The organism is Marilutibacter aestuarii (genome assembly GCF_006546775.1).
Classification (GTDB): Bacteria; Pseudomonadota; Gammaproteobacteria; order Xanthomonadales; family Xanthomonadaceae; genus Marilutibacter; species Marilutibacter aestuarii.
The window spans coordinates 23,396-48,408 of sequence record NZ_VICE01000154.1 but is presented as its reverse complement, the minus strand read 5'-3'; the positions used below and the strand labels follow the sequence as shown (position 1 = coordinate 48,408).

At 68.8% G+C, this 25,013-nt stretch carries 21 protein-coding genes and 1 pseudogene; 11 read left to right on the top strand and 11 right to left on the bottom strand.

Annotated elements, in window-relative coordinates:
* Positions 1 to 100: 100 nt before the first annotated feature.
* On the bottom strand, positions 101 to 1,252 hold the full coding sequence (gene lptG / locus FKV25_RS15910; protein WP_211345468.1) for an LPS export ABC transporter permease LptG: 1,152 nt from the start codon (positions 1,250 to 1,252) through the stop codon (positions 101 to 103).
* Positions 1,201 to 2,283, bottom strand: a complete 1,083-nt coding sequence (gene lptF / locus FKV25_RS15905; RefSeq protein WP_141519770.1) for an LPS export ABC transporter permease LptF — start codon at positions 2,281 to 2,283, stop codon at positions 1,201 to 1,203. The genes lptG and lptF overlap by 52 nt, the downstream gene beginning before the upstream one ends.
* A gap of 148 nt (positions 2,284 to 2,431) precedes the next feature.
* On the opposite strand from lptF, the gene FKV25_RS15900 reads away from it, so the two are divergent.
* The 3 genes from FKV25_RS15900 (at position 2,432) to FKV25_RS15890 (ending at position 7,403) form a co-directional block, all read left to right on the top strand.
* Positions 2,432 to 3,919 (top strand): leucyl aminopeptidase, encoded by a 1,488-nt coding sequence (locus FKV25_RS15900; protein WP_141519769.1) that lies wholly within the window; start codon positions 2,432 to 2,434, stop codon positions 3,917 to 3,919.
* A 122-nt stretch (positions 3,920 to 4,041) separates the two neighbouring features.
* Positions 4,042 to 4,467: a DNA polymerase III subunit chi gene (locus FKV25_RS15895; RefSeq protein WP_141519768.1), complete on the top strand. Its 426-nt coding sequence runs from the start codon at positions 4,042 to 4,044 to the stop codon at positions 4,465 to 4,467.
* An 86-nt stretch (positions 4,468 to 4,553) separates the two neighbouring features.
* On the top strand, positions 4,554 to 7,403 hold the full coding sequence (locus FKV25_RS15890) for a valine--tRNA ligase (protein ID WP_141519767.1): 2,850 nt from the start codon (positions 4,554 to 4,556) through the stop codon (positions 7,401 to 7,403).
* 31 nt (positions 7,404 to 7,434) lie between these two features.
* Here the strand turns inward: FKV25_RS15890 and rimI are convergent, their stop codons facing one another.
* Genes rimI through pssA form a run of 3 tightly spaced genes read right to left on the bottom strand, consistent with a single transcriptional unit; the run spans position 7,435 to position 9,145 of the window.
* A complete protein-coding gene (rimI, locus tag FKV25_RS15885) occupies positions 7,435 to 7,917 on the bottom strand; it encodes a ribosomal protein S18-alanine N-acetyltransferase (protein ID WP_141519766.1) in 483 nt (160 codons plus the stop codon).
* A complete protein-coding gene (locus tag FKV25_RS15880; RefSeq protein ID WP_141519765.1) occupies positions 7,914 to 8,378 on the bottom strand; it encodes a hypothetical protein in 465 nt (154 codons plus the stop codon). The genes rimI and FKV25_RS15880 overlap by 4 nt, the downstream gene beginning before the upstream one ends.
* Entirely contained in the window at positions 8,375 to 9,145 is a 771-nt protein-coding gene (gene pssA, locus FKV25_RS15875; protein WP_141519764.1) for a CDP-diacylglycerol--serine O-phosphatidyltransferase, read from the bottom strand. The genes FKV25_RS15880 and pssA overlap by 4 nt, the downstream gene beginning before the upstream one ends.
* An 85-nt stretch (positions 9,146 to 9,230) precedes the next feature.
* On the opposite strand from pssA, the gene FKV25_RS15870 reads away from it, so the two are divergent.
* The 3 genes and pseudogenes from FKV25_RS15870 to FKV25_RS15860 form a co-directional block, all read left to right on the top strand.
* On the top strand, positions 9,231 to 9,677 hold the full coding sequence (locus FKV25_RS15870; protein ID WP_141519763.1) for a DUF4124 domain-containing protein: 447 nt from the start codon (positions 9,231 to 9,233) through the stop codon (positions 9,675 to 9,677).
* Between the two features lie 102 nt (positions 9,678 to 9,779).
* Entirely contained in the window at positions 9,780 to 11,492 is a 1,713-nt protein-coding gene (locus FKV25_RS15865) for a proline--tRNA ligase (protein ID WP_141519762.1), read from the top strand.
* Positions 11,493 to 11,628: 136 nt separating this feature from the next.
* Positions 11,629 to 11,973, top strand: a pseudogene (locus tag FKV25_RS15860) (H-NS histone family protein); the annotation flags it as partial.
* 286 nt (positions 11,974 to 12,259) lie between these two features.
* Here FKV25_RS15860 and FKV25_RS15855 read toward each other — a convergent pair.
* Entirely contained in the window at positions 12,260 to 13,537 is a 1,278-nt protein-coding gene (locus FKV25_RS15855) for a threonine/serine exporter family protein (RefSeq protein ID WP_141519760.1), read from the bottom strand.
* A gap of 106 nt (positions 13,538 to 13,643) precedes the next feature.
* Here FKV25_RS15855 and FKV25_RS15850 point away from each other — a divergent pair, with 106 nt between their 5' ends.
* The 4 genes from FKV25_RS15850 to FKV25_RS15835 are packed head-to-tail and all read left to right on the top strand — an operon-like array spanning position 13,644 to position 17,193.
* Complete coding sequence (locus FKV25_RS15850) at positions 13,644 to 14,762, top strand: ABC transporter permease (RefSeq protein ID WP_141519759.1); 1,119 nt, start codon at positions 13,644 to 13,646, stop codon at positions 14,760 to 14,762.
* Positions 14,763 to 15,599, top strand: coding sequence for an ABC transporter ATP-binding protein (locus FKV25_RS15845; protein ID WP_141519758.1), 837 nt, complete (start codon positions 14,763 to 14,765; stop codon positions 15,597 to 15,599). It begins immediately after the preceding gene.
* A complete protein-coding gene (locus tag FKV25_RS15840) occupies positions 15,599 to 16,525 on the top strand; it encodes an MlaD family protein (RefSeq protein WP_141519757.1) in 927 nt (308 codons plus the stop codon). The genes FKV25_RS15845 and FKV25_RS15840 overlap by 1 nt, the downstream gene beginning before the upstream one ends.
* Complete coding sequence (locus FKV25_RS15835; protein WP_141519756.1) at positions 16,522 to 17,193, top strand: ABC-type transport auxiliary lipoprotein family protein; 672 nt, start codon at positions 16,522 to 16,524, stop codon at positions 17,191 to 17,193. Before FKV25_RS15840 ends, FKV25_RS15835 begins: the two co-directional genes overlap by 4 nt.
* Positions 17,194 to 17,200: 7 nt before the next feature.
* Here FKV25_RS15835 and FKV25_RS15830 read toward each other — a convergent pair whose 3' ends face one another.
* Entirely contained in the window at positions 17,201 to 17,791 is a 591-nt protein-coding gene (locus FKV25_RS15830) for an alpha-ketoglutarate-dependent dioxygenase AlkB family protein (RefSeq protein ID WP_141519755.1), read from the bottom strand.
* Between the two features lie 76 nt (positions 17,792 to 17,867).
* Here FKV25_RS15830 and FKV25_RS15825 point away from each other — a divergent pair, with 76 nt between their 5' ends.
* The gene (locus FKV25_RS15825; protein ID WP_141519754.1) at positions 17,868 to 19,511 is read left to right on the top strand and encodes an electron transfer flavoprotein-ubiquinone oxidoreductase; all 1,644 of its coding nucleotides are present in this window, start codon (positions 17,868 to 17,870) and stop codon (positions 19,509 to 19,511) included.
* 86 nt (positions 19,512 to 19,597) lie between these two features.
* On the opposite strand, the gene FKV25_RS15820 is transcribed toward FKV25_RS15825, so the two are convergent.
* The 4 genes from FKV25_RS15820 to FKV25_RS15805 all read right to left on the bottom strand — a co-directional run bounded on the left by FKV25_RS15820 (position 19,598) and on the right by FKV25_RS15805 (position 24,936).
* Complete coding sequence (locus FKV25_RS15820; protein ID WP_141519753.1) at positions 19,598 to 21,922, bottom strand: reprolysin-like metallopeptidase; 2,325 nt, start codon at positions 21,920 to 21,922, stop codon at positions 19,598 to 19,600.
* Positions 21,923 to 22,033: 111 nt separating this feature from the next.
* Entirely contained in the window at positions 22,034 to 22,663 is a 630-nt protein-coding gene (locus FKV25_RS15815) for a CoA transferase subunit B (RefSeq protein WP_141519752.1), read from the bottom strand.
* 38 nt (positions 22,664 to 22,701) lie between these two features.
* Positions 22,702 to 23,439, bottom strand: coding sequence for a CoA transferase subunit A (locus FKV25_RS15810; protein ID WP_141519751.1), 738 nt, complete (start codon positions 23,437 to 23,439; stop codon positions 22,702 to 22,704).
* 84 nt (positions 23,440 to 23,523) lie between these two features.
* Positions 23,524 to 24,936: a mannose-1-phosphate guanylyltransferase/mannose-6-phosphate isomerase gene (locus tag FKV25_RS15805; protein WP_141519750.1), complete on the bottom strand. Its 1,413-nt coding sequence runs from the start codon at positions 24,934 to 24,936 to the stop codon at positions 23,524 to 23,526.
* Positions 24,937 to 25,013 lie beyond the last annotated feature (77 nt).

Sequence of the window (25,013 nt, the reverse complement as noted above, 5' to 3'; positions counted from 1 at the left end):
ACCGGTGGTTCGCAAGCCGCGTCCCCTCACCCCCCGGCCCAGCGCAGCGCGCTGGGCGTTCGGCAAGACCGCGCGGCAGTGCCGCGCAAGCGGTCTTGCCTCACCCCGATCTTCGGCGGAAGAGGAAAGCGGAGACGGCCACCATCACCAGGGTCGGCAGCAGGTAGGCAATTCGGAAGTCAAACTTGAGGACCTTCGCCAACTGCACGAACTGCGACTGCAGCAGGTAGAAGCCGAGTGCGAACAGGATGCCGACGAACAGGCGCTTGCCGGTGCCGCCGCTGCGCAGCAGGCCGAACGCGAAGGGGATCGCGGCCAGGCACAGCACGATGACGTTGAGCGGGTAGAACCAGCGACCCCAGTAGTGCTCCTCGAACTCGCTGGCGTCGAGATTGTTGCGCTTGCGGTACTCGATCGCTTCGCGCAGCGTGCCGGCGCTCAGGTAGCGGGGCCTGTCGGTACCGGCCGTGAGTGCGGTCGCATCGAGCCGCGACTCCCACTTTTCCTCGTCCACGTGCGACTCGGTCACCGAACGCTCGTCGAAATACGTGCGGGTGACGTCGCGCAGCAGCCAGCCGCCGGGGCGATGCTCGGCCACCTTCACCAGGGCCATCGATTTCAGGCGGCCGTCGTCGGCGAATTCGTACAGGTGCACGTCGTGCAACTCGATCCAGCGATCGCCGCCGTCGTCGCGCTCCTGGCCTGCAGCGGCGTTGAGGATGGTATCGCCCTCCCGCGCCCAGACGCCGGAATACTGCGCCACGATCATGTCGTCCGACTTCGACGAGGCCTTGAGTGCGTCGGCCCGGCGCTGGCCCTCCGGGCCCAGGGTTTCGCCACTGAGCGACATGAGCGCGGTAAGCAGGGCCACGGCGACCGCGACCGTGATGCCGATGCGACGCCGCGACAGGCCCACCGCGCGCAGCGCGGTCAGTTCGGAGGTCGCGGCCAGCTGGCCCAGCGCCATCAGCGAACCGATCACCGCCGCATAGGGGAACAGGTAGTTGGCGCGGCGCGGGACGGTGAGGCCGGTGTACACCAGCGCCTGCATGAAGCCGTAACGCCCCTTGCCCACGTCGCTCAGCTCGCTGACCAGCGCCAGCATGACGTCCAGACCCAGCAGCACGCCCCAGGTCAGCAGCACCGCCCCGAGCACGGCGCGAGCGACGTACAGATCGTGGACCTTGAACATGGGACGGCTCATGCGCGCACCCTCGGCCGGCGCATGCTGCCATCGCGCAGGTAGATCCAGGCGCCAAAGGCCAGCAGCGGCAGCACCAGCCACCACAGTCCGAGCCCGAGCGGGATCTTGCCGCCCGCCAGCCAGCCGGTGCCCACCAGCATCAGCATCACGCCGACCAGGTAGCCGAGGAAGCCCAGCAGCATGCTGCCGTAGCGCGGTTGCCGGGGCATGCTCCGCGCCAGCGGAATGGCCATCAGGGCGAACGCCAGGGCCAGCAGCGGTGGCGCCAGTCGGCGGTGCAGCTGCGCGCCGGCTTCCGGCCGTGGATCGCCGACCAGGGCAAGCGTGGGCTGCGCCTCCGGCTCGTCCAGTGCGTATTTTTCCTTGCCGGCGGGCATCCGGACCTCGTTGCTGGCATAGCGCATCAGCCGGAAATCCTTGCCGCCGGCACCGGGACCCTCGACCTCGAAGCCATTGTTCAGGACCAGGTAGCGCAAGCCATCCTCGCCGGTCCTGAGTTCCCCCTGGTTGGAGGTGACGACGTTGATGCGGTCCTCGCGCTTGCGATAGACGAATACCCGGTCGAAGCGCTGGCCCTCGCCGTCCATCTCGCCGACGAACGCAACGCCGCTGCCGCCGGGCAGCTCGGTGAAGCGCCCGGGCTCGAGCCCGGCGACGATGAGGTTGCGATTGGCCTCGTTGATCATCTCGCGCGAAACCCGCTCGGCCCACGGGCCCAGCCACAATGAACAGGCAGCGACGACCGCCACCACCGGCAGCACCACCCACGCCAGCGGCCTGAGCAGCCGGCGCGGACCCACGCCGATCGAGGCGATCACCGGCATTTCGGCATCCCGGTAGAGCCGCCCCATCGCCAGCATCAGGCCGAGCATCAGGGCCAGGGGCAGGATGACCGGCAGCCAGTTCAGCAGGACCAGGCCCAACTGGCTGAGCAGCAGGCCCGCCGGCAGCCGCCCGCGCGCGATGTCGCCGAGCACGTCGGTGAGGGCGCCGCCGACGCAGACGATCAGCAGGATCACCAGGGTGGCGAACACCGACTGTACGAATTCGCTCAGCAGATATCGGTCAAGCTTCGGCATCGGGCGGGCTTGCTTTAGACTCGGGGGTTCTTTCGTCGACAGCGGGCGGGCACGGCAGGCGCCGCGCCGGGATTGGCAGCAGGCCCAGGCAGGCCTCCCGTCCGCCGATTGTACGGAAACTCTTCATTCTTACCCGGGAATCTGTTTCATGGCCCTAGAATTCGACCTGAACCGCGACGCCCCCGCCGCCGCCCAAGCCGACTGCATCGTCGTCGGCATCTTCGCCGACAACAGCCTCAGCCCCGCCGCGCAGGCCATCGATGCCGCCAGCAGCGGCCGCATCAAGGCGCTGGCCGAGCGCGGCGACGTCAGCGGCAAGACCGGCCGGACCGCACTGCTGCACGACATGGAGGGCGTCACCGCCCCGCGCGTGCTGGTGGTCGGCCTGGGCGAAGCGGGCAAGTTCGGCGTCCCGCAGTACCTCAAGGCGGTGGCCGACGCGACCCGCGCGCTGAAGACCGGCCCGGTCGAACGCGCCGTCTTCACCCTGTCGGAGCTGCCGGTCGCCGGCCGCGATGCCGCCTGGGCGATCCGCCAGGCCGTGATCGCCGCCGACCACGCCGCCTACCGCTACACCGCCACCCTGGGCGCCAAGAACAAGGCCCGCGAGCACAAGGGCCTCAAGCGCCTGTCGATCAGCGGCGACGACGAGGCCGCGCTGGCGCTGGGCAAGGGCACGGCCGCCGGCGTGCAGTTCGCCCGCGAACTGGGCAACCTGCCGCCGAACATCTGCAACCCCGGCTACCTGGCCGAGCAGGGCCGCAAGTTCGCCGACCGCTTCGACAACACCGAGTGCGAGGTGCTGGAAGTGGCCGACATGGAGAAGCTGGGCATGGGCTCGCTGCTCGCCGTCGGCCGCGGCTCGGCCAACCCGCCGCGCCTGGTGGTGCTCAAGTACGCCAATGGCGGCGACAGCAAGCCTTACGTCCTGGTCGGCAAGGGCATCACCTTCGACACCGGCGGCATCAACCTCAAGACCCAGGGCGGCATCGAGGAGATGAAGTTCGACATGTGCGGCGCGGCGACGGTCATGGGCACTTTCGTGTCCGCGGTCGGCATGGCCCTGCCGGTCAACCTGGTGGTGGTGGTCCCGGCGGTCGAGAACATGCCCGACGCCGACGCCTACCGCCCCTCGGACGTGCTGACCAGCATGTCCGGCAAGACGATCGAGGTCGGCAACACCGACGCCGAGGGCCGCCTGATCCTGTGCGATGCGCTGACCTACGCTTCGAGGTTCGAGCCTGCCGCCCTGGTCGACGTCGCGACCCTGACCGGCGCCTGCATGATCGCCCTGGGCAAGTACGCCAGTGGCCTGATGAGCAAGGACGACGACCTCGCCAACGAGCTGCTGGCCGCCGGCGAGCAGGTCTTCGACCGCGCCTGGCGCCTGCCGCTGTGGGACGAATACCAGTCGATGCTCGACTCGGCCTACGCCGATGTCTACAACATCGGCGGCCGCTGGGCGGGCGCGATCACCGCCGGCTGCTTCCTGTCGCGCTTCACCGAAGGCCAGCGCTGGGCGCACCTGGACATCGCCGGCAGCGCCAGCGACGAAGGCCGCAAGGGCATGGCGACCGGTCGCCCGGTCGGCCTGCTCAGCCAGTGGCTGATCGACCAGGCAGGACGCGTGAATTGAGAATGGGGGGAAGGGAATGGTGAGAAGCCTCCTCCATTCTTGCCCGTGCGACTGCCCCGACGGCAGTCGCTCCCGCGCCTGATCGCCACGTTCCCGATTCCCTGCCTCGACTCCCATCCAAGATGCCCAGCGCCGACTTCTACCTGATCGCCAAGCCGCGCTTCCGCGAGGAGCCCCTGCGCCTGGTCTGCGAGCTCGCCCGCAAGGCCTATGAAAAAGGCGTCCCCACCCTGGTCCTGGCGCGCGACGCCGCCCAGGCCGAGCAGCTCGACGACCTGCTGTGGTCGTTCGACCCGGATGCCTTCATCCCGCACCAGATCGTCGGGGTCGACGTCGACGAGGACGAAGCCGACGTGCTCATCGCGACCCCGGACGCCGACGTGGCGCTTCGACCGATCGTCATCAACCTGCGCGATGCCGCGGTGGAAGGCGCTTTCGAGCGCGTACTTGAGGTCGTACCGGCCGACGAAGGCGCGCGCGGCCCCCTGCGCGAGCGCTGGAAGCAGTACCAGGCCCTTGGCATCGACGTGAAGAAGCACGACATGTGACCCCGTGCCGGCCCCGCCCCGCGGGCGCCGGCCATCCCCTCGGCGACGACCGTCGCCCGACGGGGCAGACCCGGACCAGGACCCCCATGAACCACGCCCTCGCCCCCAGTTACGACCCCACCCAGTTCGAATCCCGCCTCTATGAGCAGTGGGAGTCCAGCGGCGTGTTCGCGCCGTCCGGCGAAGGCGAGCCGTACTGCATCCTGCTGCCACCGCCGAACGTCACCGGCACCCTGCACATGGGCCACGCCTTCCAGCACACCCTGATGGACGCGCTGGTGCGCTACCACCGCATGCGCGGCTTCGACGTGCTGTGGCAGATGGGCAGCGACCATGCCGGCATCGCCACCGAGATGGTGGTTTCGCGCAACCTCGCCGCCGAGGGCAAGGGCGACACGCGCGATTCCCTTGGCCGCGAGGGCTTCATCGGCAAGGTCTGGGAGTGGAAGGCGCACTCGGGCGACACCATCGAGCGGCAGATGCGCCGCATCGGCACCTCCGGCGACTGGACCCGCAAGGTCTTCACGATGGACGACATGCCGGCCGGTGCCGTGGTCGAGGCCTTCGTCCGCCTGCACCAGGAAGGCCTGATCTACCGCGGGCAGCGCCTGGTCAACTGGGATCCGGTGCTGAAGACGGCGATCTCCGACCTGGAAGTCGTCAACCAGGAAGAAGACGGTTTCCTGTGGTCGATCCGTTACCCGCTGGCCGATGGCGCGGACTACGAGCACGTCGAGCTCGACGCCGACGGCAACGAGCTCCTGCGCGAGCGCCGCGACTACCTCGTGGTCGCCACGACGCGACCGGAGACCATGCTCGGCGACACCGCGGTGATGGTGCACCCGGACGACGCGCGCTACGCCGCGCTGGTCGGCGCCACGGTCGAGCTGCCGCTGAGCGGCCGCCGCATCCCGGTGATCGCCGACGCCTACGTCGAGCGCGACTTCGGCACCGGCGTGGTCAAGGTCACGCCCGCGCACGACTTCAACGACTACCAGGTCGGCCAGCGCCATGGCCTGCCGATGATCAGCATCCTGGCGCCCGATGCCTCGATCAACGACAACGCGCCGGAGGCCTACCGCGGTCTTGACCGCTACGTCGCGCGCAAGCAGATGCTCGGCGAGCTCGAGGCCGCCGGGCTGCTGGTCGAGGAGAAGGCGCACAAACTGCAGGTGCCGCGCGGCGATCGCAGCGGGCAGGCCATCGAGCCCTACCTGACCGACCAGTGGTTCGTGAAGATGGACGCGCTCGGCGCACGCGGCCTCGAACTGGCGGCCGGCACCGATGGAAAGCCCGGCGACGTCCGCTTCGTGCCCGGCAACTGGATCAACACCTACCGCCACTGGATGGAGAACATCCAGGACTGGTGCATCAGCCGGCAGCTCTGGTGGGGCCATCGCATCCCCGCCTGGTACGACGATGCCGGGAAGGCCTACGTCGGCCGCGACGAGGCCGAGGTGCGGGCGATGAACGCGCTGGGCGACGAGGTCGCGCTGCGCCAGGACGCCGACGTGCTGGAGACCTGGTTCTCCTCCGCGCTGTGGCCGTTCAGCACGCTGGGCTGGCCGGACCCGGAGGCGATGGCCGCACGCGGCTTCGACCGCTTCCTGCCCTCGTCGGTACTGGTCACCGGTTTCGACATCATCTTCTTCTGGGTCGCCCGGATGATCATGATGAGCGACCACTTCACCGGTGAAGTGCCGTTCCGCGATGTCTACATCACCGGCCTGGTGCGCGATTCGCATGGCCAGAAGATGTCCAAGTCCAAGGGCAACGTGCTCGATCCGCTGGACCTGATCGACGGCATCAGCGCCGACGCGCTCGTCGCCAAGCGGACCTCGGGACTGATGCAGCCGAGGATGGCCGAGAAGATCGAGAAGGCGACCCGCCGCGAATTCCCCGAGGGCATTCCCGCCTTCGGCGCCGACGCGCTGCGCTTCACCCTGGCCGCGCTCGCCGGCCCGGGTCGCGACATAAAGTTCGACCTCGGCCGCGCCGAGGGCTACAAGAACTTCTGCAACAAGTTGTGGAACGCGACCCGGTTCGTGCTGATGAACACCGAGGACCGCGTGTTCGAGGGCGTGCCGCAACCGCGGACCGAGACCGAGCGCTGGATCCTTGCCCGCCTCGACCAGACCGCCGCCGAGGCCGCGCGCCACTTCGCCGACTACCGTTTCGACCTGCTCAGCCAGGTGCTCTACGAGTTCGCCTGGAACGACTTCTGCGACTGGTTCGTCGAGCTGTCCAAGCCGGCGCTGGGCGGCGACGACGCCGACGCCGCCGACAGCACCCGCCACACCCTGCTGCACGTGCTCGAGCGCCTGCTCTCGCTGCTGCATCCGCTGGTGCCGTTCGTGACCGAGGAGCTGTGGCAGGCGGTCGCGCCACGCCTGGGCCTGGCGGGCACGATCATGCGCCGGCCCTACCCGACCGCCGGCGAGCTGGACGTCGATGGCTTCCAGGCGGCCGAGATCGACGTGGCCTGGCTCAAGTCGATGGTCTCGGCCCTGCGCCGCGTGCGCAGTGAACTCAACGTCGCGCCCACCCGCCAGGTGCCGCTGCTGCTGGCGGGCGGCGGTCCGGCCGACCACGCGCGCATTGCCCGGTTCGGCTCGCAGCTGCGCTTCCTGAACCGCCTGGAGCGGATCGAGGCCCTGGAGGACGGCGCCGAAGCGCCGCCCGCGGCGGCCGCGGTGGTCGGCGATCTGAAGCTGCTGGTGCCGCTGGAAGGCCTGGTCGACCTCGGCGCCGAGCGTTCGCGCCTGGACAAGGAAATCAAGCGCGTGACGGGCGAGATCGCCAAGTGCAACGGCAAGCTGGGCAATGCCACCTTCGTGGCCAACGCGCCGGCCGCGGTGGTGGAGCAGGAGCGCGAGCGCCTGGCCGACTGGACCCGGCAGCACGACGCCCTGGTCGCACAGCGCGCCAAGCTGTAAGCGGCGCGCGCGGCGCCGGCCCCAGCCGGCGTCAGTGCGACAGCAGCTCGATCGCCATCACCAGCGCGTCCTCGCGGCCATCGTGCGAGGGGTAGTAGCGCGGCCGGCGGCCGATCTCGTTGAATCCTTCCTGGTGGTAGAGCTCGATCGCGCCCCGGTTGGACGGGCGCACCTCGAGGAACACCCGCTCGGCACCACGCGCCCTCGCGATCTGCAGCAGCGCGCGCAGCAGCCGCCGGCCGTGTCCGCGGCCCTGCCGGTCCGGCGCGATGCAGATGTTCAGTACATGGGCCTCGCCCGCGGCCAGGCTGACGAGGAAATAGCCGACGATGCCCTCGTCGTCCTCGAGCACCCAGGCCGGGTAGTCGGCGCGCAGGCAGTCGCGGAAGATGCCCATCGACCAGGGGAACGGATAGGCCGCGATCTCCACCGCGAACACCGCGTCCAGGTCCGTCTCGCGCATCGGCCTCAGGCTGGCGAGGGCATGCGGCGGGTTGTCGGGTTGCGCGCTCATCGGCGCGAGCCCCGGCGCGCGGCGCGCAGCGCGTGCCATAGCGCGCGCTTGGCCACCGCGCCGTCGCGCAGGGCCTCCAACTCGAACTCGAGCGCGGCCAGCACGGCCTGGCCTTCACGCGGGGTCCGCTGCGCCGTGGCTCGCAACAAGGCACGGTACAGCGGGTCGGAGAGATCCAGCCGGGCCGGCGCGACCGCGGGTGTGTCCGGTGCCGTTGCCGGCGGGGCCTTGGACACGGGCAAGTCCACGAGGACCGGCGCCATCGGCCGCGGTTTCGGGATGCCCAGCATCGGCCCACGGTCCGGGGGCGGCGCCGACCCGGGGGGCTCGCCGGCTTCCGTCCGCGGGACAGGTGCGTGTGTCTCGACGTCCATGGCCCCGGGACCGCCCACCGGCATCATCACCGGGTGGCCGAGGGCCTGCAGCCATTCGCGCTGCTCGGCGGTCCACGGCAGGCTCACGCAGTGCCCTCCCCCTTGGGGCGGCGCAGCTTGCGGTACACCCAGTAGACGGGCCCCGACAGTGCATACAGCGACGCGATCGCGAGCAGCACGGTGGGCGGGTCGATCGCGATCGCCACCAGCACGACGAGCACGGCGATGATCGCCAGGAACGGGACGCGGTCATGCCGCGGCCCGCCCTTGAAACTCGAATAGCGCAGGCCGCTGACCATCAGCAGGGCCGCCGACACGGTCACTGCGAGCGCGGCGTAGCGCAACTGTTCGCCGCTGTATCCCAGCTCCTCGGCCGTCCACACCGCGCTGGCGAGCAGTCCCGCGGCCGCGGGACTGGCCAGGCCGATGAACCAGCGCTTGTCCACCACCGCGACCTGCGAATTGAAGCGCGCCAGGCGCAGGGCGGCGCAGGCCGCGTACAGGAAGGCCGCGATCCAGCCGATCTTGCCGGCTGTGATGCTGTCGTACTTCAGGGTTTGCAGGGACCAGTGGTACATGACCATGGCCGGCGCCAGGCCGAAACTGATCAGGTCGGCCAGCGAGTCGTACTGGACGCCGAATTCGCTCTGGGTATTGGTCAGCCGCGCCACCCGTCCATCCAGCCCATCAAGGACGGCCGCCACGAAAACGGCGATGCACGCGGTCGAATAATGCCCCTGCGATGCCGCGATGATGGCGTAGAAGCCCGCGAACAGGCCGCCGGTCGTGAACAGGTTCGGCAGCAGGTAGATGCCGCGGCCGCGGGGACGTGATGGAGTCGGAGTTTCTTGCATGCCGTAGAGTGTATCGCTTGCCTGCCCGCCCCAGCGGTGATGGAATCGTGACCTGCCGGCAATTCTGCCGCGAACGGAGTCTTACATGTCCCGCCAGACCCTGCCCTGCGTTCCTGTAACCCCGTCGCCCCGTCGCGGCCTGCTCCTGGCAGCATTGCTGATGGCCTCCGTGACCGCCGTCGCTGGCGAGGTGTACCAGTGGAAGGATGCCAACGGCGTCACCCATTATTCCGATTCGCCCCCGGCGGGCCACGAATACAAGAACCGCAGTATCCACGCCAGCGACCCCGCGGTGTCCCGGCAGGAGGGCGATGGCCAGCCGGTCGTGACGGCCCAGTGCGCTTCGGCACGCGCCAACCTCGCCCAGCTCGAGACGGGCACTCCGGTGGGCATCGACGAGGATGGCGACGGCAAGGCCGACGGCACCCTCAACGAGGCCCAGCGCGCCGCACAGAAGCAATTGGCGGAAGCCGCCATCCAGGTCCACTGCCAGGCATCCACCCCCAACCAGGGCGCGTCCGGCGACGCCTGACCGCCGCACCGCGGGGCACTCGGCCCGCCGCCACGTCCGGCGGGCTCGCTTCGCACGCCCGCGCGCGGCAAAATGGCCGCTTTCCCGCCAAGAATCCCGCCGATGCGCCTGTCGCAGTTCCATCTCCACACCAGCAAGGAAACCCCCGCCGACGCCGAGCTGGTCAGCCACAAGCTGATGCTCAAGGCGGGCATGATCCGCAAGCTGGCCGCAGGCCTGTATACCTGGTCGCCCCTGGGCCTGCGCGTGCTGCGCAAGGTCGAGCGGGTCGTGCGCGAGGAGATGGATGCGTCCGGCGCGGTCGAACTGCTCATGCCCTCGGTGCAGCCCCGGGAGCTGTGGGAAGAGACCGGCCGCTGGGAGAAGTTCGGTGGCCAGCTGCTGAAAATGAAGGACCGCAAGGACGCGTGGTACTGCTATGGCCCCACCCATGAGGAGGTCATCACCGACTTCGCCCGTGACGAGTTGGCCAGCTACAAGCAGCTCCCGGTGACCTTCTACCAGATCCAGACCAAGTTCCGCGACGAGATCCGCCCCCGCTTCGGCGTGATGCGCGCGCGCGAGTTCCTGATGAAGGACGCCTATTCCTTCCACGTCACCGACGAGGACCTGGGCCGCGAATACCTGAACATGTTCAACGCGTATTGCCGGATATTCACCCGCCTGGGCCTGGAATATCGCGCGGTATTCGCCGACACGGGCAGCATCGGCGGTAGCGCCTCGCACGAATTCCACGTCCTGGCCGAATCCGGCGAGGATGCGATCGCATATTCCAGCGACTCGGACTACGCCGCCAACGTCGAGTTGGCCGAAGCCCTGCCCGAGGGCGAGCGGCACGCGGCCGAGGAAAGCATGCGGGAGGTGGAAACGCCGACCCAGAAGACCTGCGAGGCCGTCGCCGAACTGATGGGCGTCGGCCTGGAGCGCACCGTCAAGTCGATCGCCCTGGTCGGCGCTGACGCCGACGGCGAAGCCCAGTTCGTCCTGGCGCTGGTCCGCGGCGACCACGTGCTCAACGAAATCAAGCTGGCCAAACTGCCGGGCCTGGGCGAGTACCGCATGGCCACGGAGGCTGAAATCCTGACGCACCTGGGCAGCGAGCCCGGTTTCCTGGGTCCGGTGTCGCCGCGCCAGCCGGTCCGCGTCGTGGCCGACCGCAGCGTCGCCGCGCTGGCCGATTTCGTGGTCGGCGCCAATCGACCCGGCTTCCACCTGGCGGGTGTCAACTGGGGCCGCGACCTGCCCGAGCCGGAAACCGTCGCCGATATCCGCAACGTGGTCGAGGGCGACCGTTCGCCCGACCGGCACGGCACCCTGGGAATATGCCGGGGCATCGAGGTAGGCCATGTATTCCAGCTCGGGCGCAAATACGCCGAAGCAATGAAATGCACCGTGCTGGACGAAACCGGCAGGGCGGTCGTGCCTGCCATGGGCTGCTACGGGATTGGCGTGTCGCGCATCGTGGCGGCGGCGATCGAGCAGAACTTCGACGCGAACGGCATCCGCTGGCCGGAGTCGATGGCGCCGTGGCGCGCGGTCGTGTGCATGATCAACCCCAAGAAGGACCCGGCCGTCACCGAGGCCGCCGAGGCGCTGTACCGGGAGCTCAACGACGCGGGCGTGGAAACCGCGCTCGACGACCGTGGCCTGCGCCCGGGCGCGATGTTCGCCGACATCGAGCTGATCGGCATCCCGCACCGGATCGTGGTGTCCGAACGCGGGCTGGCGGCGGGCACCTTCGAATACCGCGCACGCAGCGAACCGGAATCGGAGAATCTCGACGCCGCCGGCCTGAAGACCCGGCTGGGCCTTTGAGAAACCAGCCTCCGGTAATCGTCGGATATTCCAGCGCGGGGGAAATCGATGCATTTACGAACCGGCGCCCGGGGATTATGATCCGAGGCGTTTCCAAGGACGGCTGACGCTATCCCCCCTTTGTCCCGGAGGCCGTATGTCGATTGACCTGAACACCCTGTCCGCGAAAGAACTCGAATCCCTCATCACCAAGGCGAAGAAGCGCAAGACCACCCTGGCCAAGCGCAAGCCCATTACCGCCGTCCGCAAGAAGCTGACCGCGCAGGCCAAGGCCGAGGGATACACGATCGCGGAACTCTTCGGCGGCAAGGCCACGGCTGCAAAGGCCGCCACCCCGCGCAAGGCCCGCAAGACCGGCAAGGTCGCGCCGAAGTATCGCGACCCGGCCAACGCGGAAAACACCTGGACCGGCCGTGGCAAGCAGCCGCGCTGGCTGGCGGCCTACACGGCCAAGGGCCGCAAGGTCGAGGATTTCCTGATCAAGTGAAGCATTGGCGCGGTTCCGCAGCGCGGAACCGCCTTTGCCAATGCGTCATCCCGGCGAACGCCGGGCTCCAGACGGCCCGCCCCTTGGTGGGCCGTTGCTTCTGGAGCGGCACCACTGCGCATGGCGGTGCTTCGCAAGCCGCGCCTCCCCCTCCAGGCCCCCGGCCCAGCGCAGCGCGCTGGGCGTTCGGCACGCCGAAAGGTGGTCCGTTTTGTTTTCCGGACAACGACGGTATTTCCTTTCGACGGGAACGACGGATGTCGATCCCGACGGGGGCTGCCTACAGGTTTCGCCGCGACGGCAGCAACAGGTTGCCGATCAGCAGCCCGGCGACCAGCGACAGCAGGATATTGAGTACCGCCAGCATGGCCTGGTTGCCGGCGCCGACGTCCTGCTGCTGGATCAGGGTCAACAGGCCCCTCAGGCTGGCGCTGCCGGGCACGAGCATGATGATGCCCGGCACCCGGATCACCGCGCCCGGGCGCTTGACCCACTGGGCGTAGGCATTGCCCGCCACGGTGATGATCAACGCGGCGAGGAAGATACCGACCGGCGCCCCCAGCGCCAGGCCGACATGACGCGAGATCAGGTAGCCGCTCGCGGCGGCGAGCATCACCACCGGATAATCGCGTTTCTGGCCCCGGAACAGGATGGCGAAGGCACAGGAGGCCAGCACCACCGCGCCGGCCTCGACCCAGGCCGGCTGCGGGCGCCAGGCGCGCACCTGCGGCTCCAGCCCCAGCATGGTGGCGCCATACAGCGCCAGCGCGGTGCCGATGCCCAGCTTGAGTACCGTGGTGACGGCGCCGGCAAAGCGCGCGGTGCCCGATATCAGGTGCTGGCTGGTCAGTTCGCTGACGGCGTTGGTCAGGGCCAGGCCGGGCAACAGGACGATCAGCGAGGCGATGATCACGGTGTTCTGGTTCAACGGCGCCACGTAACTGGCCACCAGCAGGGTCACGCTGGCCGCCATCAGCGCAGCGATCGCCTCCAGGCCCTCCTTCAGGCGCGGGCGGAGCTCGGCGAACTGCACCAGCAGGCCGATCAGCAGCCCGTTGACGGCCGCCACCCCGATCTCCATCCAGGGCAGCCGCAACAGGCCGGCGACTGCACAGGCCGACATCCCGTAGCCCAGTGCCAGCAGCATCCGCGACCGGTAGCTCGGCGGCACGTCGAGCGCCTTCAGCGCCGCATGGGCCTCGGCCAGTCCCATCTCACCGGCCAGCACGGCCTCGGCGACACGGTCGGTCTCGACCAGGCGGGCCAGGTCGTTGTCCCCCGGCGAGAGGCGGATCACGCGGGTCACGTCACTTTCGCCCGGCGGCCGCAGCGGATCGCTGAAGGTCAGGATCAAGCCCGTCGGGTTGGCCCAGGGCTCGCACTCCAGCGACAGCTTTTCGGCGACCAGGGTGATCGCGCCCTCGAGACGTTGCGAGGTCGTGCCGTAGGCATGCAGGCGTTCGGCCAGCTCGCAGACGAAGTGGATGCGTTCGGAGTAGCGCGCATCGCTCAGCGGCCGGGGCTTGGCCGCAGGCACGGGTGGCAGGGGCGTGGACATGGGGCAAGCATGGCATGCGCGCGCCGCTTGGCAAGCCTCGCCAGGGCCGGTGCGCGCCCACGTGAACACGGGACCGCGCGAGCCCTGTATCCTCGGCCAAACGACCATGAACCAGCCCCGACCGGACACGCCGCGGCTCGACGCCGCCCCCGACCAGCCGAACCGGCTCCGACTCAGCGGACGTTGGACGCTCAATTACGCCGACGACGTGACCGCCGCCCTGCGCGGTGCGCCCGCGGACGCCACCGGGTTCGACGCGCGCCACGTGACCCGCCTCGATTCGCTCGGCGTGCTGCAGCTGATCCGTTTCGCCCGCCGCCGTGGCATCGACTTCGACACCTGCCTGTTCCACGAGGACCACCGGGCCCTCGTTGCGGCGATCGAGGACGTCGCCGACGACCGACCCGGTCGCAAGCGCGAACTGGGCGTCAGCGACGCGCTCGCGCGCCTGGGCCGCGCGGTGCACCGCAAGTGGTACGAGTTCCGCGGGCTGCTGGGCTTCTTCGGCGAGGTGCTGGTCAAGCTGCTGCGCATGTTCCGCCAGCCGGCCCGGTTCCGGCCCACGGCGACGGTCCACCACATGGAGCAGGTCGGGCTGGACGCGGTGCCCCTGGTCGCGCTGCTGTGCTACCTGGTCGGCGCGGTGATCGCCTTCCTGGGCTCCAACATCCTGCGCGACTTCGGCGCGACCATCTTCGTGGTCGAGCTGGTCAGCATCTCATTCCTGCGCGAGTTCGCGGTCCTGCTGACCTCGATCATCCTGGCCGGCCGCACCGCGAGCGCGTTCACCGCGCAGATCGGCGCCATGGTCAGCCGCGAGGAGATCGACGCGATCCGCACCCTCGGGCTGGACCCCGTGGACCTGCTGGTGATCCCGCGCGTGCTCGCGCTGGTGATCATGCTGCCCCTGCTGACGTTCGTGGCGATGATCGCCGGCCTGCTCGGCGGCCTCACCGTCGGCGCCTACGGGCTGGACATCCCGCCGCAGCAGTACCTGGCCCGCATGCAGGACACGATGGAGCTGCGGCACTTCCTCGTCGGCCTGGCCAAGGCGCCGCTGTTCGCGACCATCATCGCCCTGATCGGCTGCCTGGAGGGACTGCAGGTCGAGGGGACGGCCCAATCGGTCGGCGAACGCACCACCTCCAGCGTGGTGCAGGCGATCTCGCTGGTCATCATCATCGACGCCTTCATGGCGATCTGGTTCATGCAGATGGGGATCTGAATGCCCGACGCGCCCCACTCCCATGGCCCCGACGCCGACACGCCGATCATCCAGGTCAAGGGCCTGGTCAATCGATTCGGCAAACAGGTCGTGCACGATGGCCTGGACCTCTCGGTCCGCCGCGGCGAGATCCTCGGCGTGGTCGGCGGTTCGGGCACGGGCAAGTCGGTGCTGATGCGCAGCATCCTCGGCCTGCGCCGCCCCGACGAGGGCGAGATCGAAGTGCTCGGCATCGATGCGCTCAGCGACGACGCGACCCAGCGTCGCGAGATCGAGCGCCGCACCGGCGTGCTGTTCCAGGACGGCGCCCTGTTCTCGTCGCTGACCGTGGGCGAGAACGTCCAGGTGCCGCTGAAGGAATACCACCCGCACCTGCCCGATTCGCTGCTGTACGAACTGGCGCTGTTGAAGGTCAAGCTGGCCGGACTGCCGGCCGAAGCGCTGGAGAAGCTGCCCGCGCAGCTGTCGGGCGGCATGCGCAAGCGCGCCGGCCTCGCCCGCGCCCTGGCACTGGATCCGCCGCTGCTGTTCCTCGACGAGCCGACCGCCGGGCTGGATCCGATCGGCGCGGCGGCGTTCGACCGGCTGATCCAGACCCTGCAGCAGGCGCTGGGCCTGACGGTCTTCCTCATCACCCATGACCTCGACACCCTGTACGCTATCTGCGACCGCGTGGCCGTGATCGCCGACCGCAAGGTGCTGGTCAACGCGCCGATCGAAGAGGTCGAGCGCTTCGACCATCCCTGGGTGCAGGAGTATTTCCATGGCCCGCGCGCCCGCGCCGCGCAGCACGCCCGCGAGGCACGGCCCCGTGAACGGACAGAAGGCAGCGACTGATGGAAACGAAAGCCAACTACGTGCTGATCGGCGCATTCACCATCGTGGTGACGCTGTTCCTGCTGCTGTTCGCGCTGTGGGCGGCGAAGTATTCCTCCGAAAAGAGCTGGCAGGCCTACGCGGTGATCTTCAACGAGCCCGTCACCGGCCTGTCCGAGGGCAGCACCGTGCAGTACAACGGCATCGCCGTGGGCACCGTGGAGAAGCTGCGCCTGGCGCCCGACGACCCACGCCGCGTGCTGGCCAGGCTGCGCATCCAGGCCAATGCACCGGTCAAGACCGACACGCGCGCGAAGATGTCGATGACCGGCATCACCGGCAGCCCCATCATCCAGCTCACCGGCGGCAGTCCCGGCGCCCCGCTGCTGGTCGACACCGACCACCGCGAGATCCCGGTCATCGAGACCGAGCCGTCCGCGCTGCAGAACATCGCCGACACCGCCAACCGCCTCGTCTCGCGCCTCGACCAGCTGCTGAGCGAGGAGAACGTGGAGCGCGTCGCCAACACCCTGGCCAACATCGAGTCGATGACCGGCTCCATCGCCGACCAGCGCGAAGACCTCAAGACGCTGGTCGTCGAGGCGCGCAAGTCCAGCGAACAGCTGCACGCCACCCTGGTCACCACCAACGGCGCGATCGAGAACATCGACCGCGAACTGGTCGACAAGCTGCCCGGCCTGGTCTCGAAGCTGGAGAACACGCTGGGCAACCTGGACGCCGCCGCAGGCAACGCCAACGGCATCCTCAGCGAGAACCGCGCCGCGATCGGCAGCTTCGCCAACGATGGCCTCGCCCAGCTCGGGCCGACCCTGTCGGAACTGCGCCTGCTTGTGCGCGACCTGCGGAGGATAAGCGACCGCCTCGACGAAAACCCCTCGCGCTACCTGCTCGGTCGCGAGGCGCCCAAGGAGTTCGTACCCGAATGAAGCCCCGCGCCCTGCCCCGCTCTCCCGCGCGCCTGCTCTCGCGCGTCCTTGCACCCGTCGCGATCGCGCTGCTTGCGGGCTGTTCGATCCTTGGCGACCGCGAGCCGACGCACAGCCTGACCCGTTACGACATCGTGCACGAGTTCCAGCCCGACCCGGCCTGGCCCCGCGCGGACTGGCAGCTGGCGGTGACCGAGCCCCAGGTCGCGACGGCGCTGGACACGCTGCGCATCGTCGTCCGGCCCACGCCCAACGAATTCCAGACCTACCAGGGCGCGCGCTGGGCCCGGCTGCCCAGCAGCATGGTCGCCGACAGCCTCATGGAGTCGCTGGAAGACTCCGGACGGATCGCCGGCGTCGCGCGCCAGGGCACCGGCATCAGCGCCGATTATCGGCTGGTGCTGGACTTGCGGCGCTTCGAGTCCGAGTACCCCCCCGGTGAAGCCGTTCCCCGCGCGGTGATCGACCTGCAGGCCAAGCTCCTGCACGTGAAGGACCAGCGCATCGTCGCTTCGCGGAGCTTCACGCAATCGGTGCCCGCCGGCAGTCCGGCCGTCGGCGACGTGGTCCTGGCCTTCCAGTCCGGACTCAACCGCAACAGCCGCGAGATCGTCGGCTGGACGCTCGCCGAGGGTTCGCGTTACCAGCAGCAGGCCGCATCGCCCTGAGCCGCCTTCACGGCGACTGGACCCGCCGGAACGTCAGGTTGATCCGCGGCGCCACGTCGCGGGTCGTGCGCGGCAGCGCGTGCCGGTAGTGGCGCTGGGTGGCCCCGGCCATCACCAGCAGGCTGCCATGCGGGAGCACGAGGGCCCGGCGCAGGGCGGGATCGCGGCGGTGCTTGAGCACGAAGCGGCGCTCGCCACCCAGGCTCAGCGAGGCGATGACTGGCGCGGGACCCAGCTCGTGTTCGTCGTCGCTGTGCCAGCCCATGCAGTCGCGACCGTCGCGGTACAGGTTGGCCAGTACGCTGTTGAAGGGCACGTCCAGCTCCGCGATCAGGCGTGCCCGCAGCCATGACAGGGCCGCCGGCCAGGATCGTGGCGTGAAGCGCGTGCCCGAATAGGTGTAGGTCGCCCCCGGGTCGCCGATCCAGCAGCTCAACCGCGGCACGTCATGCTCGCGCCCGAACAGGCGGATGCGGTGCGTCTCCCAGGCGATGGCGTCGCGCAGGCCCGACAACAGCGCGTCGGCTTCGGACGGGGAGAGCCATGCGGGCGTGAAATCAAGGCGGGCATCGGGCAAGGGCGGATCGAGGGCAGGCATGTTCCACGCTGGGCGGGCGGCTTTTTGCGACAATACCCGGTCATTGGACCCGCAAGCCGCATCCGGAGCAGCCAGCATGAGCGAACACCCGACCGACGCCCCCGACATCGAACGCGACGTGATGGAGTACGACGTGGTCACCGTGGGCGCGGGCCCGGCCGGCCTGTCGTTCGCGATCCGCCTCAAGCAGCTCGATCCGGACCTGTCGGTCTGCGTGATCGAGAAGTCCTCCACGATCGGCGCTCACATCCTCTCCGGCGCGGTGATCGAGACCGGCCCGCTGGACGCCCTCCTGCCGAGCTGGCGCGACAACCCGCCGCCGATCTGCGTGCCGGCGACCGAGGACGAGTTCTGGCTGCTCAGCAAGGACGGCGGGCGGCGCCTGCCGGTGCCCCCCGGCATGGACAACCACGGCAATGTGATCGTCAGTCTGGGCGCCATGTGCGCCTGGCTGGCGCCCCAGGCCGAGGCACTGGGCGTGGAGATCTACCCCGGTTTCGCCGCCGCCGAGACCCTGCATGGCGAGGACGGCAGCGTCCAGGGCGTGCGCATCGGTGACATGGGCATTGCCAAGGACGGGTCGCACAAGCCCGGCTACACCCCCGGCATCGACATCCGCGCCAAGCTGACCGTGCTCGCCGAAGGCGCGCGCGGCCACCTGACCAAGCGCCTGGTCAAGCGCTTCGACCTGGATGCCGGTTGCGATCCCCAGGGGTACTCGATCGGCATCAAGGAACTGTGGCAGGTACCGGAGGAACGCGTCTCGCCGGGCAAGATCGTGCACAGCTTCGGCTGGCCCGCGGACAACCGCACCTACGGCGGCAGCTTCCTCTACCACCTGGACAAGGGTCGGATCGCCCTGGGCTACGTCAGCGGCCTGGACTACCAGGACCCGGAATACCGGCCCTGGGAGGCGTTCCAGCAATGGAAGAACCACCCCTCGGTGAAGGGGCTGCTGGAGGGCGGCAGCATCCTGTCGGCCGGCGCGCGCGCGATCGTGACGGGCGGCTGGCAGTCGCTGCCCAAGGTGGAGATGCCTGGCGCGCTGCTGATCGGCGACACCGCGGGCCTGCTCAACGTGCCCAAGGTCAAGGGCACCCACCAGGCCATCCGCAGCGGCATGCTCGCCGCCGAGCACGCGGTCGCGACCAGCCTTTCGCCGGAGGGTTTCGATGCCCGCCTGCGCGGCTCCGAGGCCATGGCCGAGCTGCGCAAGGTCCGCAACATCAAGCCCGGCTTCAAGCGTGGCCTGTGGTTCGGCATGCTCAACGCCGCCTGGGAGACCGTGACCGGGGGACGCTCGCCGTGGACGCTGAAGAACAAGCCCGACTGGTCGTCGCTGGACCGCCTGGGCGAGCACGAGCAGCCCAGGCGGGACTGGGTGGACCGGACCCTGGAGCCGCGCGATCGCCTGGCCGGCGTCTACTTCGCCGCCACCGAACACGACGAGGACCAGCCGGTGCACCTGAAGGTCGCCGACACCTCGGTCTGCGTCACCCGGTGCGCCGAGGAGTACGGCAACCCGTGCACGCGCTTCTGTCCGGCAGGGGTCTACGAGATCGTCGAGCAGGCCGACGAAGCCGGCAACCCGGCGCGCCACCTGCAGATCAACGCCGCCAACTGCGTGCACTGCAAGACCTGCGACATCAAGGACCCCTACCAGATCATCGATTGGGTGACGCCGGAAGGCGGCGCGGGGCCCAACTACCAGAACCTGTGACGGCCCTGCTCTTCCGCTGAGACCCCGGGAAGAAGACAGGCGGCCTCCCGGCCGCCTGTCCTTGATCCCTGCCGTGGCCGGAAGGACTACTTCTGGATGACCCAGGTGGTATTGCGGACGGTGGTCACATCCCTCTGGTTCGACGGATCGGCCGAAAGCCATATCGTGTTCAAGCCGGTGCCTGCATGGCGCCACAACACGTCTGCACGGCGGTCCCCGTCGTAGTCGCCCGCGCCCGCGACCTGCCACTGGGTCCCTGCGTTTCCGTTTCGCGCGATGGCCCCGCTCGCCTGGGCGCCGGGCCACACGGCATTGCTCCCGTTGGCGGGGTCACGCCACAGGATATCGGCCTTACCGTCGCCGTCGAAGTCGCCGACGCCTGCCACGATCCACGAAGCCGATCGCGCGGAAACAGCGGTCTCCGCGTTGGAATCGCCCGAGCGCCAGATCGTGTTGCGGCCATCGCGCGCGTTCCGCCACAGGATGTCGTCCTGGCCGTCGCCGTCGAAATCACCCAGGCCGACGATACTCCAGGCCAGGTTCGCGACACGAGTGAGATTCTGCTCCCGCTCGGTATTCGCGCCCGGCCAGTACGTGTTGCGGCCGTCCCGCAGATTGCGCCAGAGCACGTCGTCGGTTCCATCGCCATCCAGGTCACCGATGCCCACGACTTGCCAGTCGAGATTGGCCACCCGGGGCATGAACTGCTCGTCGGTCGTGCTTGCAGAGCGCCAGATCGTGTTGCGACCGTCCTTGCTGTTCCGCCAGAACAGGTCTGCCTCGCCGTCACCGTTGAAGTCGCCGATGCCGGGGATCATCCAGACGAGGTTGGCGACCCGCGTGACCGGGATCTCACCGTCGGTGCCGGCTGATGGCCAGATGGTATTCGCGCCGCTGGCGGTATTCCTCCAGAGGACGTCGGACACGCCATCTCCATTGAAGTCGGACACGATGCGAGTGGCCATGCCAGGCGGCGGTGCCACGACGCTCGCCCTGAACGCGCCGATGATCGGCGAGGTCAGATTGATGCTCCTGGCGTTGTCGGCCATGCTGGTGCCGCAGGCGCGACCGCCGCAGGCGGTGATCGCCGGGTTGGAAAACACCGGGTAAGACATCTGGCCCTCGTCACCGTAGGCCATGATCGTGTGGAAACTGGCCGACGCCGACGTGATCTTGTAACCGAACGAAAAGCTGTAGGCACCCGGATCGTTGTCGGCGGTTTCCGCATCGTGCGTGGAACCCAGGTTATGGCCCAACTCATGGGCGAACGTCTCGTCGCGGCAGTAGTAGCTCTTGCCATCATCGCCAGCGTCGGTTCCGTCGCTCACCACCGAGTAGCCGAAGTATTCGTCACTGGGCGTGATTCCAGACTCTCCCCCGCCCAGCAGCCACGCAACACCGCAACCGTCGTTCTCGGGTGAATTGAACCTGCGGACCAGCGAGACCAGGTCGGCACCGTACTGCTCGCGCGCGGCGCGCAGTGCGGAGAATGCCGGATCGGGGTCCTTCGGCGTGGAAGGGGCCTGGAAGCCGGTCAACTTCGAGAGGGCATCGTTGTTGCTGGTGTTGTCCGGGAAGTTCACTTCCATCGAATGCACCAGGCGTATCTCGGCATTGATCTGGCTGGTCACATAGGCCTGGTTGGTGGTATCCACCAGGTTGCGGATACGCGTCTGTGCGGCGGATTGGCTGCCGCGCGCCACCCTGAAGCCATTGGTATAACCGACGAGCACGTCGATCACCGTCTTGCCACCGGAGGTGGCTGCCTGCGCCCGCGCGCCCGCGGCCTGCATGCCCGCCGTGCGCGCAGCCGCGAGTTTCGGAGGCACGAGGAAATCCGGCCGCGTGGGGTCCGTCGCCTCGTTGTCGATATCCGCCAGGCGGGCACGATCGGTCGACACGACCCAGCCGCGGGAATCGCTGGAGGTCAGTCGCAGGGGCAGTTCGCCGTTCCCCTGGGGAATCGTGCCGAACGCCGCGGCGTCACCGAAGGTGATCACGGCGCTCTGGCCGTCCCCGGCGGTGCCGATCCAGGTCCAGTTGCCATCCGGGTGCTCGATGTGACGGTCGTACGCGAGGCGTATCGGCGTGCCGTCGGGCGACATGAACGACATGTGCCCGCTTTGGATCGCACGGAGCGCATGCTCCTCGCTCACTTCGACCGGGCGCCAGGTATAAGCGCCCGAATGGCGTGTGCCGGCATCCCGGACATAGTCCACCAGCGAACCCCTGTCCGGAGCCGACGCAAACGCGGAATGCCGCGGGGCCCCGGACGCACCCGCGACGACCATCCCGGACGGAGCCATCGCCGTCGGCAGCTTCGCGCCCCTCTCGACTTCCACCGCCGAATCCTGCGTCTGCGTGCACGCGCACAGGATCGCCGGCACCCACAGCCACGAAAGATTTTTCATAAGCCAGACCTGTCAGTGATGTTCCGCGGCGGCATGCCTGCCACCCCCTGCCCGGTGGAGAACGCGGGCGGGTTTCAGTCTAGCGCTATGTCAACGGGGTTGCAGGACCTCCTATTGGCTGAATTCGCAACCGGTGGCCGAGCGCAGGGCGTCCAGTTCGACGTCCGGGGCCAACTCGACCAGCTTCAGACCGTCTGCCGTGACATCCATCACACCCATGTCCGTGATGATCCGATCCACGACGCCCACGCCCGTCAGCGGCAACGTGCATTCGTTCAGGATCTTGTGGCTTCCATCCTTGGCCACGTGCTCCATCAGCACCACGACCCGCTTCACGCCGGCGACCAGGTCCATGGCGCCGCCCATCCCCTTGACCATCTTGCCGGGCACCATCCAGTTGGCCAGGTCGCCGGTGTCGGTGACCTGCATCGCGCCCAGGATGGCCAGGTCGATGTGGCCGCCGCGGATCATCGCGAAACTGTCGTCGCTGCCAAAGTAGCTGGCGCCGGCACGCGCGGTGACCGTCTGCTTGCCGGCGTTGATGAGGTCGGCGTCGACTTCGGCCTCGGTGGGGAACGGGCCGATGCCGAGCAGGCCGTTCTCGCTCTGCAGCCAGACGTCGACGCCGTCGGGGATGTGGTTGGCCACCAGGGTCGGTAGGCCGATACCCAGGTTGACGTAAGCGCCGTCGGTGAGTTCCTGCGCGGCGCGCTGCGCCATCTGATCGCGGGTCCAGGGCATGTGCGGGATCCTTGTCTGTTCGGGGACGGGCGCGGCGCTCAGGCGGCGCGCACGGTGCGCTGTTCGATGCGCTTCTCGGGAGTCGGGTTGTGGACGATGCGATCGACGTAGATGCCGGCCAGGTGGACCTGGTCGGGATCGATCTGGCCCACTTCCACGACTTCCTCGACCTCGGCGATGCAGACCTTGCCGGCCATCGCGCAGGCGGGATTGAAGTTGCGCGCGGTCTTGCGGAAGACCAGGTTGCCGGCCTTGTCGGCCTTCCAGGCCTTGACCAGCGAGACGTCGGCGGTCAGCGAGGTCTCCAGCACGTAGTGCTTGCCACCGAACTCGCGGGTCTCCTTGCCCTCGGCCACGACCGTGCCGTAGCCGGTGGCGGTGAAGAAAGCCGGGATGCCCGCCCCGCCGGCGCGCAGGCGCTCGGCCAGGGTGCCCTGCGGGTTGAACTCCAGCTCGAGCTCATTGGCCAGGAACTGGCGTTCGAACTCCTTGTTCTCGCCGACGTAGGAGGAAATCATCTTCCGGATCTGCCGGGTCTCCAGCAGCAGGCCCAGGCCGAAGCCATCGACGCCGGCGTTGTTGGAGATCGCCGTGAGTCCCTTCGCGCCGGAATCGCGCAGTGCGCCGATCAGCGCTTCCGGGATGCCGCACAGGCCGAAGCCGCCGACCGCCAGGGTCTGGTCGTCTGCGATGACGCCTTCCAGCGCGCTCCGGGCGTCGGGATAGAGTTTCTGGCTCGCGCCGCCGGCCGGCGACGCAGCGGGGGTCTGGGACATGGGGGCCACTCCATTGCGGGATGGCCCCAGTCTAACGCGCCGGCGTGGCCGGACCGAACCGTACGTTGGGGCAATGGCGAGGGCTCAGGATCGGCCGTACACGTCCTCCAGGCGGACGATGTCGTCTTCCCCGAGATAGCTGCCTGACTGGACTTCGATCAGCTCCACCGGCACGTCACCGCGGTTTCGCAGCCGGTGCACGCTGCCCAGCGGGATGAAGGTGCTCTCGTTCTCGCGCAGGTCGAACACGCGGTCGTCGCAGGTGACCTCGGCGACGCCGGACACCACCACCCAATGCTCGGCGCGGTGCGCGTGCTTCTGCAGGCTCAGGGCCGCGCCGGGCTTGACCATGATCCGCTTGACCTGGAAACGCGGGCCGACGCCGATCGAGTCGTAGCTGCCCCAGGGGCGATAGACCTTGCGATGGAACAGGTGCTCCTGGCGACCGGCCTGCTTCAGGCGGTCGACGACGGTCTTGACGTCCTGGACCCGGTCCTTGCGCGCGACCAGGGTCGCATCGGGCGTGTCAACGATCACCAGGTCCTCCACGCCGATGGTGGCGATCAGGCGGCGCTCGGAGGCGCGCACCAGGCTGCCGCTGCTGTCGACGGAGATCACGTCGCCCTCGTGCAGGTTGCCGTCGTCGTCGCGCTGGGCGACCGCCCACAGCGAGGACCAGGAGCCGATGTCGCTCCAGCCACAGCTCACCGGGACCACGGCGGCGCGGTCGGTCTTCTCCATCACCGCGTAGTCGATGGAGTCGTTCGGGCTTTGCGCGAATGCCGCCTCCGGCACGCGGGTGAAGTCGAGGTCGCTCTCGCGCGATTCGTACGCCGTGCGCACCGCCGCCAGCATGTCGGGGGCGTGGCGTCCGAGTTCCTCGAGGTAGCGGGCGGCGCGGAACAGGAACATCCCGGAGTTCCACGCATAGGTGCGCTCGGCGACGTAGCGCTCGGCGGTCGCAAGGTCGGGCTTCTCGACGAAGCGCTCGATACGGAAGGCCCCCTCGCCCAGCCCCTCCCCGCGCAGGATGTAGCCATAACCGGTTTCGGCGTAGTCGGGCGTGATGCCGAATGCCACCAGCCAGCCCTGGCCGGCCTCGGCCAGCGCGGTCTCCACCGCGGTCCGGAACGAGGCCTCGTCCTCGATCAGGTGGTCGGCCGGCATGACCAGCATCGTCGCGTCGGGGTCGCCCGCCGCCACGTGCATCGCGGCCAGCGCGATGGCCGGCGCGGTATTGCGCGCCACCGGCTCGAGGATGATGCCGCCGCTGTCCAGGCCGACCGCATGGAGCTGCTCGCCGACCATGAAGCGGTGGTCGTCGCTGCACACCGTCACCGGCGGCTGCGCACCGTCGAGCCGGCTGGCCCGCAGGAGGGTTTCCTGGAACAGTGACCGGTCGCCGATCAGGGACAGGAACTGCTTGGGCTGGTTCTGGCGCGACAAGGGCCACAGGCGCGTGCCGCTGCCGCCACTCAGGATTACCGGATGAAGCATCTACCGCTCCCTGGAACGTCGAGATGATGAGAGATTAACCGAGCCGACCCCTGGGTACGCCCGCGCGAGGCGCCGTC

Bases quoted from the DNA above. Each gene is read 5' to 3' on its own strand.
- lptF (WP_141519770.1), bottom strand. From the start codon at position 2,283: ATGCCGAAGCTTGACCGATATCTGCTGAGCGAATTCGTACAGTCGGTG.
- FKV25_RS15900 (WP_141519769.1), top strand. From the start codon at position 2,432: ATGGCCCTAGAATTCGACCTGAACCGCGACGCCCCCGCCGCCGCCCAA.
- FKV25_RS15895 (WP_141519768.1), top strand. From the start codon at position 4,042: ATGCCCAGCGCCGACTTCTACCTGATCGCCAAGCCGCGCTTCCGCGAG.
- FKV25_RS15890 (WP_141519767.1), top strand. From the start codon at position 4,554: ATGAACCACGCCCTCGCCCCCAGTTACGACCCCACCCAGTTCGAATCC.
- rimI (WP_141519766.1), bottom strand. From the start codon at position 7,917: ATGAGCGCGCAACCCGACAACCCGCCGCATGCCCTCGCCAGCCTGAGG.
- pssA (WP_141519764.1), bottom strand. From the start codon at position 9,145: ATGCAAGAAACTCCGACTCCATCACGTCCCCGCGGCCGCGGCATCTAC.
- FKV25_RS15870 (WP_141519763.1), top strand. From the start codon at position 9,231: ATGTCCCGCCAGACCCTGCCCTGCGTTCCTGTAACCCCGTCGCCCCGT.
- FKV25_RS15865 (WP_141519762.1), top strand. From the start codon at position 9,780: ATGCGCCTGTCGCAGTTCCATCTCCACACCAGCAAGGAAACCCCCGCC.
- FKV25_RS15855 (WP_141519760.1), bottom strand. From the start codon at position 13,537: ATGTCCACGCCCCTGCCACCCGTGCCTGCGGCCAAGCCCCGGCCGCTG.
- FKV25_RS15850 (WP_141519759.1), top strand. From the start codon at position 13,644: ATGAACCAGCCCCGACCGGACACGCCGCGGCTCGACGCCGCCCCCGAC.
- FKV25_RS15845 (WP_141519758.1), top strand. From the start codon at position 14,763: ATGCCCGACGCGCCCCACTCCCATGGCCCCGACGCCGACACGCCGATC.
- FKV25_RS15840 (WP_141519757.1), top strand. From the start codon at position 15,599: ATGGAAACGAAAGCCAACTACGTGCTGATCGGCGCATTCACCATCGTG.
- FKV25_RS15835 (WP_141519756.1), top strand. From the start codon at position 16,522: ATGAAGCCCCGCGCCCTGCCCCGCTCTCCCGCGCGCCTGCTCTCGCGC.
- FKV25_RS15830 (WP_141519755.1), bottom strand. From the start codon at position 17,791: ATGCCTGCCCTCGATCCGCCCTTGCCCGATGCCCGCCTTGATTTCACG.
- FKV25_RS15825 (WP_141519754.1), top strand. From the start codon at position 17,868: ATGAGCGAACACCCGACCGACGCCCCCGACATCGAACGCGACGTGATG.
- FKV25_RS15820 (WP_141519753.1), bottom strand. From the start codon at position 21,922: ATGAAAAATCTTTCGTGGCTGTGGGTGCCGGCGATCCTGTGCGCGTGC.
- FKV25_RS15815 (WP_141519752.1), bottom strand. From the start codon at position 22,663: ATGCCCTGGACCCGCGATCAGATGGCGCAGCGCGCCGCGCAGGAACTC.
- FKV25_RS15810 (WP_141519751.1), bottom strand. From the start codon at position 23,439: ATGTCCCAGACCCCCGCTGCGTCGCCGGCCGGCGGCGCGAGCCAGAAA.
- FKV25_RS15805 (WP_141519750.1), bottom strand. From the start codon at position 24,936: ATGCTTCATCCGGTAATCCTGAGTGGCGGCAGCGGCACGCGCCTGTGG.